This is a genomic window from Pseudomonas sp. BF-B-30 (assembly GCF_019956305.1).
Taxonomy (GTDB): domain Bacteria; phylum Pseudomonadota; class Gammaproteobacteria; order Pseudomonadales; family Pseudomonadaceae; genus Aquipseudomonas; species Aquipseudomonas jessenii.
This window is the reverse complement of record NZ_JAHBDG010000055.1, coordinates 226,078-241,799: the sequence shown is the minus strand read 5'-3', so window position 1 is coordinate 241,799 and position 15,722 is coordinate 226,078. Positions and strand designations below refer to the sequence as shown.

At 61.4% G+C, this 15,722-nt stretch carries 10 protein-coding genes; 5 read left to right on the top strand and 5 right to left on the bottom strand.

What is annotated here, in order from left to right; all coding sequences use genetic code 11:
* Window positions 1-300: 300 nt before the first annotated feature.
* The 3 genes from recC to recD are packed head-to-tail and all read left to right on the top strand — an operon-like array spanning window position 301 to window position 9,529.
* Window positions 301-3,750: an exodeoxyribonuclease V subunit gamma gene (gene recC, locus KGB29_RS24230; RefSeq protein WP_150812865.1), complete on the top strand. Its 3,450-nt coding sequence runs from the start codon at window positions 301-303 to the stop codon at window positions 3,748-3,750.
* Complete coding sequence (gene recB, locus KGB29_RS24225) at window positions 3,750-7,439, top strand: exodeoxyribonuclease V subunit beta (RefSeq protein WP_154910470.1); 3,690 nt, start codon at window positions 3,750-3,752, stop codon at window positions 7,437-7,439. The genes recC and recB overlap by 1 nt, the downstream gene beginning before the upstream one ends.
* Entirely contained in the window at window positions 7,436-9,529 is a 2,094-nt protein-coding gene (gene recD, locus KGB29_RS24220; RefSeq protein WP_154910469.1) for an exodeoxyribonuclease V subunit alpha, read from the top strand. The genes recB and recD overlap by 4 nt, the downstream gene beginning before the upstream one ends.
* Here the strand turns inward: recD and KGB29_RS24215 are convergent.
* On the bottom strand, window positions 9,526-10,473 hold the full coding sequence (locus KGB29_RS24215) for a LysR family transcriptional regulator (RefSeq protein WP_150812867.1): 948 nt from the start codon (window positions 10,471-10,473) through the stop codon (window positions 9,526-9,528). The genes recD and KGB29_RS24215 overlap by 4 nt on opposite strands.
* Window positions 10,474-10,623: 150 nt before the next feature.
* Between KGB29_RS24215 and KGB29_RS24210 the strand changes: the two genes are divergently transcribed.
* Together KGB29_RS24210 and mmsB are read left to right on the top strand one after the other, a co-directional pair.
* On the top strand, window positions 10,624-12,150 hold the full coding sequence (locus KGB29_RS24210) for a CoA-acylating methylmalonate-semialdehyde dehydrogenase (protein WP_057716519.1): 1,527 nt from the start codon (window positions 10,624-10,626) through the stop codon (window positions 12,148-12,150).
* Window positions 12,151-12,160: 10 nt separating this feature from the next.
* Window positions 12,161-13,048, top strand: coding sequence for a 3-hydroxyisobutyrate dehydrogenase (gene mmsB, locus KGB29_RS24205; RefSeq protein ID WP_057716518.1), 888 nt, complete (start codon window positions 12,161-12,163; stop codon window positions 13,046-13,048).
* Between the two features lie 173 nt (window positions 13,049-13,221).
* On the opposite strand, the gene KGB29_RS24200 is transcribed toward mmsB, so the two are convergent.
* From KGB29_RS24200 to KGB29_RS24185, 4 genes are all read right to left on the bottom strand, one after another.
* Window positions 13,222-13,566, bottom strand: coding sequence for a cupin domain-containing protein (locus KGB29_RS24200; RefSeq protein WP_007988984.1), 345 nt, complete (start codon window positions 13,564-13,566; stop codon window positions 13,222-13,224).
* A gap of 106 nt (window positions 13,567-13,672) precedes the next feature.
* Window positions 13,673-14,044, bottom strand: coding sequence for a MerR family transcriptional regulator (locus KGB29_RS24195; protein WP_150812863.1), 372 nt, complete (start codon window positions 14,042-14,044; stop codon window positions 13,673-13,675).
* A 49-nt stretch (window positions 14,045-14,093) separates the two neighbouring features.
* Window positions 14,094-14,672, bottom strand: coding sequence for an NAD(P)H-dependent oxidoreductase (locus KGB29_RS24190; RefSeq protein ID WP_150812862.1), 579 nt, complete (start codon window positions 14,670-14,672; stop codon window positions 14,094-14,096).
* 42 nt (window positions 14,673-14,714) lie between these two features.
* On the bottom strand, window positions 14,715-15,599 hold the full coding sequence (locus tag KGB29_RS24185) for a LysR family transcriptional regulator (protein ID WP_150812861.1): 885 nt from the start codon (window positions 15,597-15,599) through the stop codon (window positions 14,715-14,717).
* Window positions 15,600-15,722: the final 123 nt, after the last annotated feature.

The window sequence follows — 15,722 nt, the reverse complement described above, 5'->3', positions numbered from 1 at the left end:
TCCCGAACTCAGCAGTGAAACGATGCATCGCCGATGGTAGTGTGGGGTTTCCCCATGTGAGAGTAGGTCATCGTCAAGATTAAATTCCGAAACCCCTATCTGCGTATGCAGGTAGGGGTTTTGTTTTTGGCCGCCGTGTAGTCGCGAGCTCGCTCGCGAAAAACCCGCGAGCGCTGCGGGGTGTCAGGTTTCCCGCGTCATCGTTAGCGTCCATCGCGAGCAGGCTCGCTCCTACAATGAAGCCAATCGCCTTCAATGCTAAAGTCGTCCCTCGAATTTGTATTATCCAAGGAAGCCTTTATGCCGGACGCGACGTCCCTCAGTGCTGGTTTTATGGTCGTTCACGGCAACCGCCTGGACGAGTTGCGCAGCCTGGTGGTCAGCTGGATGCGACGTTACCCGCTGGCTCCCCTGGAGAACGAAATCGCGTTGGTGCAAAGCAATGGCATTGCCCAATGGCTGAAGCTGGCACTGGCGGAAGACTCTGAAGAAGACGACATGGGAGGCTGCGGCATCGCTGCCGCCATCGACGTGCAGTTGCCCGGCAGCTTCATGTGGCAGCTCTATCGCATGGTCCTTGGCCGTGACGAAATTCCGGTCAAGTCCCTGCTCGATAAAGCCCCACTGACCTGGCGTCTGATGCGCCTGCTGCCGCAGTTGATCAATCAGCCGCACTTCGAACCGCTGCAGCGTTTCCTGACCCATGACACCGATCTGCGCAAGCGCTATCAATTGGCTGAGCGTCTGGCGGATCTGTTCGACCAATACCAGGTGTACCGAGCCGACTGGCTCGAAGACTGGGCGGAAGGTCGCCATCAAACAAGAAACGCCAGGGGTGAAGCCAAACCCCTGACACCGGCCAATTGTTGGCAGGCAGAGCTATGGCGCGCACTCTTGCTGGATGTGGGAGAAGAAGGCATGGCGCAAAGCCGTGCCGGTGTCCATCAGCGATTTGTCGAGCGTATCAACCATCTCGAAGCGGCCCCCAAGGGGTTACCCTCGCGAGTGATCGTTTTCGGGATTTCTTCGCTGCCTGCACAAGCCCTGGAAGCACTGGCGGGACTGGCACGATTCAGTCAGGTTTTGCTGTGCGTGCATAACCCGTGTCGTCACCATTGGGCGGACATCGTCGCCGATAAAGACCTGTTGCGGCATCAATACAAGCGTCAGGCCCGCAAAAGCGGCATGCCGGTAGTGATCGATCCGCAAACCCTGCATCAGCATGCTCACCCGTTGCTGGCCGCATGGGGCAAGCAGGGGCGGGACTATATCAACCTGCTCGACAGTTATGACGATCCCAACAGCTATCGTTCGGCATTCCGCGACGGGCGCATCGACCTGTTCAGTGACGGTCAGCCGCTGAATGTGCTCAACCAGTTGCAGGATGACATCCTCGAGTTGCGCCCCCTCAACGAGACTCGGGAGCGTTGGCCGGCTATCGATCTGCAGCAGGACGAATCGATCCGTTTTCACATCGCCCATAGCGCCCAGCGAGAAGTCGAGATCCTCCACGATCAACTGCTCGCGCGCTTCAGCGCCGACCCGACATTGCGGCCCCGAGACATCATCGTGATGGTCCCGGACATCGACAGCTACGCACCGCATATTCGTGCCGTGTTTGGTCAGCTTGACCGCCAGGATCCTCGCTTCATTCCGTTTACCCTGGCTGACCAGGGCCAGCGTGGTCGCGATCCATTGCTGATTGCTGTCGAGCACCTGCTCAAGCTGCCTGACAGCCGATTCCCCGTCAGTGAGATTCTCGATCTGCTGGACGTCCCGGCACTGCGTGCTCGCTTTGGTGTCGAGGAGCGTGACCTGCCGACGCTGCACCGTTGGATCGAAGGTGCCGGCATTCGCTGGGGCATGAATGCCGAGCAACGTGCCGGGCTCGGGCTACCCAACGAACTGGAGCAAAACAGCTGGCGCTTCGGATTGCGACGAATGTTGCTCGGTTATGCCGTGGGCAGCGCAGATGCTTATGAGGGGATCGAGCCCTACGACGAGATCGGTGGTCTGGACGCTGCGCTCATCGGTCCGCTGGTTGCGTTGCTGGACGCGCTGGAAGTGGCTCACCACGAGCTCTCTCAGCCGGCATCGCCAGGGCAATGGGGCTTGCGCTTGCAGGCGTTGGTGCAGTTGTTCTTCCTTGCTGGTAACGAACACGATGACTACTTGCTGGCCCAGCTCGAAGAGCTGCGTGAGACCTGGCTCGAGACCTGCGAATCCGTCGGGTTACAGGATGAATTGCCGCTGACCGTCGTCCGTGAAGCCTGGCTTGCAGGTCTGGATCAGGGGCGTTTGTCCCAACGTTTTCTGGCTGGTGCGGTCAACTTCTGCACCTTGATGCCCATGCGCGCTATCCCGTTCAAACTGGTGTGCCTGCTGGGCATGAATGACGGCGATTATCCGCGCGCGCAACCGCCGCTGGATTTCGATCTGATGGGCAGTGATTACCGTCCGGGTGACCGCTCCCGGCGCGAAGATGACCGTTACCTGTTACTGGAAGCCTTGTTGTCGGCACGGGACCAGCTCTACATCAGTTGGGTGGGTCGCAGCATCCGCGATAACAGCGAGCGGCCTGCCTCGGTGCTGATCGGCCAGTTGCGTGACCACTTGGCCAGCGGTTGGCGAATGCTGCAACGCGACGAGGATCTGCTGGAAGCCATGACCCGGGAACACCCATTGCAACCCTTCAGTGCTCGCTACTTTCACGATGGGGATGAGTCGTTCAGCTACGCCACCGAATGGCAGGTCCTTCATCAAGCGGCAGAGCAACAGGCAAGTGCCGAAGTGCTCGGGCCCCACGTTCAGGACGAACCACTGAGTCTCGGTCAACTGCAGGATTTCCTGCGCAATCCGGTACGGCACTTTTTCAGCCAGCGACTGAAGGTCTTCTTCGAGGCGGCAGAAGTGCCGTTGGCCGATGAAGAACCCTTTGTCCTGGATGCGTTGCAGCGTTACAGCCTCAGCGACCGTTTGCTCGAAGCGGCGCTGGCAGATCCTGGAAATACCGGGCAGGCACTGGAGGATCAGGCGAAGCGTTTGCAGAACAGCGGGCTGCTGCCGATGGCCGGATTCGGTGAGTGCCTGCAACGTGAGTTGATCGAGCCATTGCCTGACTTGCTGCAACGCCACCAACAGCTCCTGGCGTTGTGGCCAACACCCCTCAGCAGCGCGTTGCCTGTCAGTCTTGAGCTGCAAGGCCTGCACATCGAGGGCTGGCTCGGCGGCCTGCATCAGCGTGCTGATGGTGGTTTGTTGTCTGTCACAACGATCCCCAACAGCATCGGCTCGATCAAGGCGCGCAAATGGCATCGACTGACACGCCCTTGGGTCAATCATCTGATGGCTTGTGCCAGTGGCATGGCGTTGACCACCGCATTGGTGGCCAGCGACGACAGCCTGTTGCTCGGTCCGCTGGACCAGTCCACGGCGCGGAAAATTCTCGGTGATCTGTTGATGGCCTGGCAGTCGGGGATGCGCCAGCCTCTGCCGATCGCGGTCAAGACCGCCTTCGCGTGGCTGGGGCAAACCGACCCGGTCAAGGCCGAGGCCGCTGCGCGCAAGGCCTATGAAGGCGACGGGCAGACGACGGACGGGGAGCGGCGTGAAAGCCCGGCACTGGCGCGCCAATTCGCCGATTACGCTGCCTTGGTCGCCGACGAGACGTTCCCCCAGTGGTGTGACGCGCTCTATCGTCCGCTTCTAGAAGCGCCCTGGCGTTCCCTGTCCAGCGAGGAGTCGCGCTGATGAGCTCGAAGACACCTCTGGCCCTGGCGTTCCCGCTGCGCGGCAGTCAACTGATCGAAGCCAGCGCCGGGACCGGCAAGACGTTCACCATTTCCGCGTTGTACCTGCGTCTGGTGCTTGGCAACGGCGGGGAGGACAGTGGTTTCGGGCGTGAGCTGTTGCCGCCGCAGATCCTCGTCGTGACGTTCACCGACGCCGCTACCAAAGAGCTGCGCGAACGCATTCGCACGCGGCTCGCCGAGGCTGCACGCTTTTTTCGCGATGAAACACCAGCCCCCGACAGCCTGATTGCCGAGTTGCGTGATCAGTACTTGCCCGAGCAATGGCCCGGATGCGCAAACCGCCTGGATATCGCCGCCCAGTGGATGGACGAGGCGGCGGTGTCGACCATCCACAGTTGGTGCCAGCGCATGTTGCGCGAGCATGCATTCGACAGCGGCAGCCTGTTTACCCAGACCCTGGAAACCGACCACAGCGACTTGCTGGGGGAAGTCCTGCGCGATTACTGGCGGCTGTTCTGCTACCCGATGCAAGGTGACGCCTTGAATTGGGTGCGCAGCAATTGGGGCGGACCGGCGGCGCTGCTGCCGCGGATTCGTGCACTGTTCGCCAGCGAGCGGGATACCCTTGAAGGGAAAGAACCCGCCGAAGTGATTTCGCAATGCTTGCAAGAGCGAAGGGCGGCCCTGATCGAACTCAAGAAGCCCTGGCTGCAGTGGGCGGACGAGTTGCTTGCGATCTGTCACCAGGGCGTTGCCGGCAAGGCTGTCGACGGTCGCAAGATGCAGGCACGCTATTTCGAGCCCTGGTTTGAAAAGATCAAAGCCTGGGCCGAGGACGAATCCCTCGAGCAACTGGATATCGGCACTGGTTTTACTCGGTTGACCCCGGATGGCATGGCCGAAGCCTGGAAGGGAGAAGCGCCTCGACATCCGGGGCTGGATGCGATGGCCGGGCTCAAGACCTGTCTCGATGGGTTGCCGACACCTGATGCCGCCGTACTGCAACATGCGGCTCGCTGGGTCGGGGCGCGATTCGAGGAAGAGAAGCGCCGCCGTGCGGAAATGGGTTTCGACGACATGTTGCTGCGTCTTGATGCGGCCTTGCAGTCCGATGGCGGCGAGCGACTGGTAACCCTGATTCGCGAGCAGTTTCCGGTGGCACTGATCGATGAATTCCAGGACACCGACCCGGTGCAATACCGGATCTTCGAGAGCATCTACCGCATTGAAGAGAACAGCCCCGAGTGCGGTCTGTTCCTGATCGGCGACCCGAAACAGGCGATCTACGCTTTTCGCGGCGCCGACATCCATACCTACTTGCGCGCCCGCCAGGCCACCACTGGCCGCCTGCACACCCTGGGCACCAACTTCCGCTCAAGCCATGGCATGGTCAACGCGGTGAACCATGTGTTCGCGCGCGCCGAAGCCCGTGAGTCAGGACGCGGCGCGTTCCTCTTTCGGGAGAAGAATGGCGACAACCCGGTTCCGTTCACGCCGGTTGCCTCCCAGGGCCGCAAAGAAGTCTTGCGCATCAATGACCAGGCAATCCCTGCCTTGAACATCTGGCACTTGTCGGCCGAACAACCGTTGTCCGGTGCGGTGTACCGGCAACATCTGGCGGCTGCCTGCGCCAGTGAAATCACGGCATTGCTCAATGGCGGGCAGCAGGGGCAAGCGGGATTCACCCAGGACGGCAAAGCCTTCAGGGGCCTGCTACCGGCGGACATCGCCATCCTGGTGCGCGATGGCAAGGAGGCGCAGGCGGTTCGTGCGCAATTGGCCGCCCGTGGTGTGCGCAGTGTTTACCTGTCGGACAAGGACTCGGTGTTCGCCGCCCAGGAGGCGCATGACGTGCTGACCTGGCTCAAGGCCTGCGCCGAGCCGGATGTCGAGCGACCGCTGCGGGCTGCCTTGGCCAGCATCACGTTGAACCTGTCGTTGACGGAACTGGAGCGTCTGAATCAGGACGAGTTGGCCTGGGAGTCCCGGGTCATGCAGTTCCGTGGCTATCGCGAAGTCTGGCGCAAGCAGGGCGTACTGCCGATGCTGCGACGCTTGCTGCACGACTTCCGTTTGCCCCAGGCTTTGATCGCCCGCAGTGACGGCGAACGCGTTTTGACCAACCTTCTGCACCTTTTCGAACTGCTGCAACAAGCCGCCGCTGAACTCGATGGCGAGCAAGCCTTGATCCGGCATTTGTCCGAGCATCTGGCGCTGTCCGGGCAGGCTGGCGAAGAGCAGATCCTGCGTCTGGAAAGTGATGAGCAATTGGTCAAGGTCGTGACCATCCACAAGTCCAAAGGCCTTGAATACCCCTTGGTGTTCCTGCCGTTCATTTGCTCGGCTAAGCCGGTGGATGGCAGTCGCCTGCCGCTGCACTACCACGATGAATCCGGCAATGCCCAGGTCACATTGAAGCCGACGGCAGAATTGATTGCCCTGGCTGACGATGAGCGTCTGGCCGAGGATCTGCGCTTGCTCTATGTCGCCCTGACCCGGGCGCAACACGCCTGCTGGCTGGGGGTGGCCGACCTCAAGCGCGGTAACAACAATGGCTCGGTGCTGCATCTGTCGGCATTGGGTTATCTATTGGGCGGCGGTGCGCCATTGGCCGAGGCCCCGGCGTTGCAGCGTTGGCTGCAGGATCTGCAACAGGACTGCCCGGCGCTGGCGTATGCCGAGATGCCTGAAGCAACAGCAGAGCATTATCAGCCACCACAAAACGATGCGGCGCTGCTGGTTCCGCGGGTTCCGAAACGCAAGGCCAGTGAAAACTGGTGGATCGCTTCCTACAGCGCGCTGCGCATTGGCGACACCCTGAGTGTCGGCACGGACGAGGCGCCGGAGAGCCCGCAGGCGCAAAAACTGTTCGATGACGAACGCCTCGATCCGCAGGCCCCCAGGGAGGTGGTTGCCGGTGGTGGCGATATCCATCGCTTCCCGCGCGGCCCGAATCCCGGCACCTTCCTCCATGGCCTGCTCGAATGGGCAGGGGGCGAGGGTTTTGATGCGGCACCACACGAGGTGATCGACGCCATTGCCCGTCGCTGCAACCGTCGAGGCTGGGAGGGCTGGATCAGCACCTTGAGTGACTGGCTGCAGCATCTGCTCAAGTCGCCGTTGCAACTGGGCGCCGGTCAGGCACCGGTGGTATTCGGCCAGTTGACGCAGTATCAGGTCGAGATGGAGTTCTGGTTCGCCAGCCATAAGGTCGATGTGCTCAAGCTCGATGCGCTGGTGTGCCAATACACCCATAACGGCGTGGCCCGGGTGGCCGCGGAACCGGTGTTGCTCAACGGTATGTTCAAGGGCTTCATCGACCTGACGTTCGAACATGACGGCCGCTATTACGTTGCCGACTACAAATCCAACTGGCTCGGCGTCGATGATGCGGCCTATACCGCGCAGGCCATGGAACAATCGATTCTCGACAACCGTTATGACCTGCAATACGTGTTGTACCTGTTGGCCCTGCACCGCCAGCTCAAGGCGCGGCTCGCCGATTACGACTACGACCGGCATGTCGGCGGTGCGTTGTACCTGTTTTTGCGCGGTACGCGCGCGGCCAGCCAGGGTGTGTTTTTCGCCCGCCCGCCAAGAGAACTGATCGAGCGTCTGGACAGGTTGTTCCAGGGCAAGCCAGAGCCCAAGGCCGAACCCGCTTGGGAACAGGGAGTACTGTTATGAGTCGCACATTCGCCGATTTGTTGCCCACATCGCTGGCAGCCGAAAGCCTGGTCGATCTGGCGCCGCTGAGTCGTGCCGACGACTTGCTGTTGTTGCTCACGCGTTGGGTCGAGCGTGGCTGGTTGCGTGCGCTGGACAAAGCCTTTGTGGCGTTTCTACATGAACTGGCACCGGAGGATGATCCGTTGGTGTTGCTGGCAGCCGCGCTGACCAGCCACCAGTTGGGTCACGGGCATGTCTGCCTCGACCTGTTCGAGACACTGAAAGAACCCGACTTCGCCCTGTCGCTGCCACCCGAAGGTGACGTGCAAGGCGGCGCGATGCTGTTGCCCTCGCAATTGCTGGGATCGCTGGACGGTGCTCATTGGTGCAAGGTGCTGGCCGCCAGCAACCTGGTCGCACTGGCCGCTGACAGTCGTGACAATGTGCGTGACCGGCCTTTGGTGTTATCGGGCAAACGCTTGTACCTGCGCCGCTATTGGGCCTACGAGCGGCGGATCGACCTTTCGTTGCGCGAGCGTTTGACGGAACACGAATCCACACCGATCGACTTGCTCCAGCGACTCACCGGGTTGTTTGGTCCTGCCCGACCTGGTGACGTGATCGACTGGCAGAAGCTGGCCTGCGCCCTGGCGACGCGCAGCGCCTTCAGCATCGTGACGGGGGGGCCGGGAACCGGCAAGACCACCACCGTCGTGCGCTTGCTGGCGTTGCTCCAGGCGCCGGCGGTCGAGGCCGGCATGCCCCTGCGCATTCGTCTCGCCGCACCGACCGGCAAGGCCGCGGCGCGTCTGACAGAATCCATCAGCCAGCAAGTCCGGACCTTGAAGGTCACGGAGGACGTTCGGGAAAAGATTCCGTCCGACGTCACCACCGTTCACCGCCTGCTCGGCAGCCGGCCCGGGACTCGTCATTTCCGGCACCACGCGGGCAATCGCCTGCCGCTGGATGTGTTGGTGGTGGACGAGGCCTCGATGATCGACCTGGAAATGATGGCCAACCTGCTCGACGCCTTGCCCGCCCATGCGCGCCTGGTGCTGTTGGGGGACAAGGATCAACTGGCTTCGGTAGAAGCCGGTGCGGTACTGGGGGATCTGTGTCGCGACGCCGAGGCTGGCTGGTACAGCCCGCAGACGCGTCAGTGGCTGGAAGCCGTCAGCGGCGAGAGTTTGCAGGCCAGTGGATTGCAGGAGGACACGCAGGGCGCTCATCCATTGGCCCAACAGGTCGTGATGTTGCGCCATTCCCGGCGATTCGGTGAGGGCAGTGGTATTGGCCAACTGGCTCGTTGGGTCAACCAGCAGCAACCCGAAGAAGCACGCAGGTTGTTGTCTGCGCGAAGCCATGACGATGTGTATGCCTTGTCCCTCAAGGGGGAGCAGGACCGTGCTCTGGAGCGCCTGCTGCTCGAAGGCCACGGTGAAGGGCCGCAGGGTTATCGGCACTACCTGAGCCTGCTGCGCAATCAGCGCCCGGCGCTCGATTGTCCGTTGGAAGATTCACGCTGGACCGACTGGGCCCGGGAGGTGTTGCAAGCCTTCGACGCGTTCCAGTTGTTATGTGCCGTGCGCAAGGGGCCGTGGGGTGTGGAGGGCTTGAACCAGCGAGTCACGGACGCCTTGCTAAGGGCACGCCTGATCGACAGTGACCAGCAGTGGTACGAAGGCCGTCCGGTTCTGATGACCCGCAATGACTACGGCCTGGGTTTGATGAACGGCGATATCGGCATCGCCCTCAAGCTTCCGGAGCGTGAGGGCCCCGAGGCCGGCAAGCAGGTTCTGCGTGTCGCCTTTCCGCGCAATGACGGCCAGGGTGGCGTGCGCTTTGTCCTGCCGAGCCGGCTCAATGACGTCGAAACCGTGTACGCCATGACCGTGCATAAATCCCAGGGCTCGGAATTTGCCCACACCGCGTTGATCCTCCCCGACGCCTTGAACCCCGTGCTGACCAAGGAACTGATCTACACCGGGATCACCCGGGCCAAGAACTGGTTCACCTTGATCGAGCCCCGCACAGGGGTGTTCGAAGAGGCGGTGAGGCGCAAGGTCAAGCGCTTGAGCGGGTTGATGCTGGGGCTCGGCGCCGACTAGTCGGCAAACAGCATCTCCCGGCTGTCACCCATCAGCAGTCCCTGATTGCGCTCGGTCACCTCGCGGATGTAATCCCACAACAGGGTGATCCGCTTGAGCTTCCTCAAATCCTCGCGGCAGTACATCCAGAACTGTCGGGTGATGTTGATTTCCTGCGGCAACACCGGCAGCAGGCGAGGGTCCTGAGTGGCGAGGAAGCACGGCAGGATCGCCAGTGAGCGTCCTTGCTGCGCGGCCACAAATTGCGCGATCACGCTGGTGCTGCGCAGGTTGGCGCTGGCGCCGGGCAATACGTTGGCCAGGTACAGCAGCTCCGAGCTGAACGCCAGGTCGTCGACGTAACTGATAAACGAATGTTTGGCCAAGTCTGCCGGTCGGCGGATCGGTGGGTGGTTGTCCAGATAGTCCTGGGTCGCGTACAGCTGCAATCGGTAGTCGCACAGTTTGCAGCAGACGTACGGTCCATGCTCCGGACGCTCCAGGGCGATGACGATGTCGGCCTCGCGCTTGGACAGGCTGATGAAGTGCGGCAGCGGCAGGATATCCACCGAGATCGCCGGGTAGGTGTCGACGAAGTGGCTCAGCTGCGGCGTGATGAAAAAGCTGCCGAAGCCTTCGGTGCAGCCCATGCGCACATGACCGGACAGCGCCACGCCGGACCCGGAAACCTGCTCGCACGCCATGTGCAAGGTACTTTCGATCGACTCGGCATACCCCATCAACCGCTGGCCTTCGGCGGTCAGGACAAAGCCGCTGGTCCGGGATTTTTCGAACAGCAATGTGCCCAGCGCCGTTTCCAGGGAACTGATGCGCCGCGACACCGTGGTGTAGTCCACCGCCAGGCGCTTGGCCGCGGTGCTGGCCTTGCGGGTGCGGGAGACTTCCAGGAAAAACTTGAGGTCGTCCCAGTTCAACGAGCCGAGGGAGGTGATGTTTTTTTGCATGTTGGACCGGTTTTTATGTGCGTTCTTATCAGAAGTTTGCACATCTATACTCCAAAAACAGCCCGTTAACCAATTCGCGGCGCATGCCTCTTCTCAAGGCGACTGTTTCGCCTTGGCTCCCAAGATAACAACAAAGATCTGGAGACCCACATGAACGTATCGCTCACGCCCAATGACACCACCGTGCAGAAGGTCAAACTGTTGATCGACGGCCAGTGGGTCGAATCCAAGACCACCGAATGGCACGACATCATCAACCCGGCGACCCAGCAGGTGCTGGCCAAGGTGCCGTTTGCCACCGCTGAAGAAGTCGATGCTGCCATCAGCGCCGCTCATCGTGCATTCCAGACCTGGAAGCTGACGCCTATCGGCGCGCGCATGCGCATCATGCTCAAGCTCCAGGCGCTGATTCGCGAACACTCCAAGCGCATCGCCGCCGTCCTCAGCGCCGAGCAGGGCAAGACCATTGCCGACGCCGAAGGCGATATTTTCCGTGGCCTGGAAGTGGTCGAGCACGCCTGTTCCATCGGCAGCCTGCAAATGGGCGAGTTCGCTGAAAACGTCGCCGGTGGCGTCGACACCTACACCCTGCGCCAGCCAATCGGCGTGTGCGCCGGCATTACCCCGTTCAACTTCCCGGCGATGATTCCACTGTGGATGTTCCCGATGGCCATCGCCTGCGGCAACACCTTCGTGCTCAAGCCGTCCGAACAGGACCCGATGTCGACCATGCTCCTGGTGGAGCTGGCGATCGAGGCGGGTATTCCGGCCGGTGTACTCAACGTCGTGCATGGCGGCAAGGATGTGGTCGACGGGCTCTGCACCCATAAAGATATCAAGGCGGTTTCCTTCGTCGGTTCAACCGCCGTCGGTACGCATGTCTACGACCTGGCCGGTAAACACGGCAAGCGCGTGCAATCGATGATGGGCGCCAAGAACCACGCCGTGGTGCTGCCGGATGCCAATCGCGAACAAGCGCTGAATGCGCTGGTGGGTGCCGGTTTCGGTGCCGCCGGTCAACGCTGCATGGCCACCTCGGTGGTGGTGCTGGTGGGCGCGGCCAAGCAATGGCTGCCGGATCTCAAGGCGCTGGCGCAAAAACTCAAGGTCAATGCCGGCAGCGAGCCGGGCACTGATGTTGGCCCTGTCATTTCGAAAAAGGCCAAGGCGCGGATACTCGACCTGATCGAGAGCGGCATCAAGGAAGGCGCGAAACTGGAGCTGGACGGTCGCGAGATCTCGGTTCCAGGTTACGAGAAAGGCAACTTTGTCGGCCCGACCCTGTTCTCCGGCGTGACCACCGACATGCAGATCTACACCCAGGAAATCTTCGGCCCGGTGCTGGTGGTGCTGGAGGTTAATACGCTCGACGAGGCCATCGCCCTGGTCAACGCCAACCCGTTCGGTAACGGCACGGGCCTGTTCACCCAGAGCGGCGCGGCGGCGCGTAAATTCCAGAACGAAATCGACGTCGGCCAGGTCGGCATCAACATCCCGATTCCGGTGCCGGTCCCGTTCTTCAGCTTCACCGGTTCGCGCGGTTCCAAGCTCGGCGACCTCGGCCCGTACGGCAAGCAAGTGGTGCAGTTCTACACTCAGACCAAGACCGTCACCAGTCGCTGGTTCGATGACGACAGCGTCAACGACGGTGTGAACACCACCATCAACCTGCGTTAAGGAGCCGGACATGAAAATCGCTTTTATCGGTCTGGGCAACATGGGCGCGCCGATGGCGCGCAACCTGATCAAGGCCGGCCATGCACTGCGCCTGGTGGACCTGAACAAGGCCGTGCTGGCGGAACTGGAACAACTGGGCGGCAGTATCAGTGCATCGGCCCGTGAAGCGGCAGAGGGCGCCGAACTGGTCATCACCATGCTGCCTGCCGCGGTGCATGTGCGCAGTGTGTGGCTGGGTGAAGACGGCGTGCTCGCCGGTATCGGCAAAGGTGTGCCGGCCGTGGATTGCAGCACCATCGATCCGCAGACCGCGCGGGACGTGGCCGCCGCCGCTGCCAAACAGGGCGTGGCCATGGCCGATGCACCGGTCTCTGGCGGCACCGGTGGCGCAGCCGCCGGGACACTGACTTTTATGGTCGGCGCCACCCCCGAACTGTTCGCCACCCTGCAACCGGTACTGGCGCAAATGGGCCGCAACATCGTCCATTGTGGTGAGGTCGGTACTGGGCAAATCGCTAAAATCTGCAACAACCTGCTGCTGGGGATTTCCATGGTCGGCGTCAGCGAAGCCATGGCGTTGGGCGATGCCCTGGGCATAGACACCAAGGTGCTGGCGGGCATCATCAACAGTTCCACCGGGCGTTGCTGGAGTTCGGAGATGTACAACCCGTGGCCGGGCATCGTTGAAACAGCGCCGGCGTCGCGCGGTTACACCGGTGGTTTCGGTGCCGAACTGATGCTCAAGGATCTGGGGCTGGCCACTGAGGCGGCGCGTCAGGCGCACCAGCCGGTGGTACTCGGCGCGGTGGCCCAGCAGTTGTATCAGGCGATGAGTTTGCGTGGGGAGGGTGGTCAGGACTTCTCGGCGATCATCAACGGTTATCGCAAGCCGCAATAGAAGGGCGGTGAAAAAACTGTGGGAGCGAGCTTGCTCGCGATGAGGTCGTTACAGTCGACATTGATGGTGATTGACCCACCGCAATCGCGAGCAAGCTCGCTCCCACAGGGACTGCATGTACCCAAAGATATTTACCGGGAGATCACGTCGGGTGATCCCCCGGTTTTTTTGTATCAGGCAAACACGAAATATTTGCGCACGGTTTCCACCACTTCCCAGGTGCCTTTCATTCCCGGTTCGATGACGAAAATGTCGCCGGCGCGCAGGTGGATCGGCGCCATGCCTTCCGGGGTGATGACGCAGTAGCCTTCCTGGAAATGGCAGTACTCCCACTTCACATATTCGACGTACCACTTGCCCGGCGTGCAGATCCAGGTGCCCATGATCTTGCTGCCGTCTTCACTCGTGTAGGCGTTGAGGTTGACGGTGTGCGGGTCGCCTTCGAGTTTTTCCCATTTGCAGGCGTCGAGCACGGGCAGCGGGTGGGTATCGCGAAGAACGGTAATCGGTGCGGTCATGATGACTCCGGGCAGTGGGCTCAAGAACTGAAGTCGCACCCTATAGCGCCTGCCCATCGTTCAGTTGTCTGTGCTCGACACTGAGCTGTCCAGAAACGCACAACTCTCAAGGACGGGTCAGCGGGCAGTCGAGCCTGGATTGTTCGAGGCTGTTCTCGAACTCGACCAATTGCGAGTGCTGTTGCGACAGCGCCGCTATCCGCTCGGCGATTTCCTGTTTTTTGCTGGCGATGATCTGGTGTGCCCGTCCCCATGGTAACTGCGGACCCTGATGTCCGGCGAAGACCGACTGCAGTTCCTTGAGCCTGAAACCCAACTGCTGGGCACATTTGATGAACATCAGCAGGTCGACGCTGTGCTGGTCATAGATGCGGTACTTGCCCTGGCGGCGAGCGGCAGGCAGCAGGCCAATCGACTCGTAATGACGGATGCTTTTGACCGTGGTTCCGGAACGTTGCGCGGCTTGGCCGATGTACATGGGAAGGTCCTTTTCTCCGAGGGTAAAGCTCGGCGCATTATCGACCGACTCAAGCGCTGGCGATAGCTTCGGCTTGCCGCAACCAGGCTGCATGCCGGTCTGCGCTGGCGCCGAGAATTGGCCCGAAGGTGAGGGTTCGGGTTGGCTTGATGCCACAGAATTCCAGCGTGGTTTTACGGACCTGATGCAAACCGGGCATGCGGTAGATCCATCGGTAGTACCAGGGCGGTGTGTCCATGGTCACCAGCAGGTGGGCGGTTCGGCCGCGCAGGAGTTTGTCGGGGAAGGCTTTGCCCTGGCGATACTTGAAGGCAAAACCCGGCAAGAACACCCGGTCGAAAAAGCCCTTGAGCAAGGCCGGTACGCCACCCCACCAGATCGGATAAACCAGCGTCAGCTGTTCGGCCCACAGGATATCGGCCTGGGCATTACTCAAGTCGGCCTCCAGCGGCTGGACCTGTTGATAGCCTTCGCGCAGCACCGGGTCAAAATCCATGCTGCCCAGAAACAATTGACGCACTTCATGCCCGGCGCGCACTGCCGAAAGTGTGTAGCGCTCCGCAAGGGCGGCGCAGAAGCTGTTGCCGGACGGATGCCCGAGTATCACCAGTATTCGTTTACCCATCATCGCTGTCCTTGAAGATCAAACCTCAAGGATAAAGTCTGCCCCTCAGGGGAGAGTCAAGGCGTGCAGCAGGGCCTTGGCATAACCGGGTAATGCGGCGAAGTCCCGGGCACAGAGCAGCAGTTTGCGTTGGCCCCAGGGTTCTTGCAGGGCGAGGCTTTTGAAGGGTAGTCCGGCGGACCCGCGTTCGACCGCGGCCAGCGGCACGATTGCCAGTCCCGCCCCTCGGGCGACCATGCGCATCACGCCATCGAAACCGTCGGCGCGGATACGAATCTGCATGCGCAGGCCGGCGTGCAGTGCCTGCTCTTCCAGGTACACCGCCAGCGCGCTGTTGGCATTCAGGCCAACGTAGTCGTGATGCAACGTGTCGGTGAAGCTTACTGAGGTCGCATGAGACAAGGGATGTTCCCGGGGCATGATCAGCACCAGCGGATCATCGCGAAACGCTCGGGTCTGCAGGTCATCGGTGTCCACCGCGTCGGAAACGATGCCCAGGTCCGCCGCACCCTGGCGCAAGGCGTGGGTGATGCGGGTGCTGGGCAGTTCCTGCAAGTCGATGTCGAGGTTGGGATGGCTATGCAGGAAATCCGCGAGCAGCTCTGGCAGGTACTCGGTGATCGCCGTGGTGTTGCACAGCAGCCGCACCTGGCCTTTGACGCCCTGGGCGTATTCGGCCAGTTCCTGTTGCAGGCGTTCGGCCTGTTGCAGCAGAACCCGGGCGTGTCGGGCCAGGGCATTGCCGGCCGGCGTCGGGCTGACCCCACGACGATTGCGCTGAAGAAACTCGACGCCCAGCGACGCCTCCATGGCGCGAATTCGCGCGCTGGCCGCTGCCAGGGACAAATGACTGCGCGCGGCACCGGCGGTGATGTTGCCGGTGTCGAGGATGTTCAGGTACAGGCGCAGGTCGGTCAGGTCGAAGTGCATTGCGGCAACCTCTGGATGTGTGTTGTCTGGGAGGGCGCCATCGCGAGCAAGCTCGCTCCCACAGTGGATCGCATTTCTTCTGCGAGAACTCGGTCTCCTGTGGGAGCGGGCTTGCCCGCGAAG

Coding starts and splice junctions, on each gene's coding strand:
- recD (WP_154910469.1), top strand. CDS start 7,436: ATGAGTCGCACATTCGCCGATTTGTTGCCCACATCGCTGGCAGCCGAA.
- KGB29_RS24185 (WP_150812861.1), bottom strand. CDS start 15,599: ATGCACTTCGACCTGACCGACCTGCGCCTGTACCTGAACATCCTCGAC.
- KGB29_RS24190 (WP_150812862.1), bottom strand. CDS start 14,672: ATGATGGGTAAACGAATACTGGTGATACTCGGGCATCCGTCCGGCAAC.
- KGB29_RS24200 (WP_007988984.1), bottom strand. CDS start 13,566: ATGACCGCACCGATTACCGTTCTTCGCGATACCCACCCGCTGCCCGTG.
- KGB29_RS24215 (WP_150812867.1), bottom strand. CDS start 10,473: ATGCAAAAAAACATCACCTCCCTCGGCTCGTTGAACTGGGACGACCTC.
- mmsB (WP_057716518.1), top strand. CDS start 12,161: ATGAAAATCGCTTTTATCGGTCTGGGCAACATGGGCGCGCCGATGGCG.
- recC (WP_150812865.1), top strand. CDS start 301: ATGCCGGACGCGACGTCCCTCAGTGCTGGTTTTATGGTCGTTCACGGC.
- KGB29_RS24195 (WP_150812863.1), bottom strand. CDS start 14,044: ATGTACATCGGCCAAGCCGCGCAACGTTCCGGAACCACGGTCAAAAGC.
- KGB29_RS24210 (WP_057716519.1), top strand. CDS start 10,624: ATGAACGTATCGCTCACGCCCAATGACACCACCGTGCAGAAGGTCAAA.
- recB (WP_154910470.1), top strand. CDS start 3,750: ATGAGCTCGAAGACACCTCTGGCCCTGGCGTTCCCGCTGCGCGGCAGT.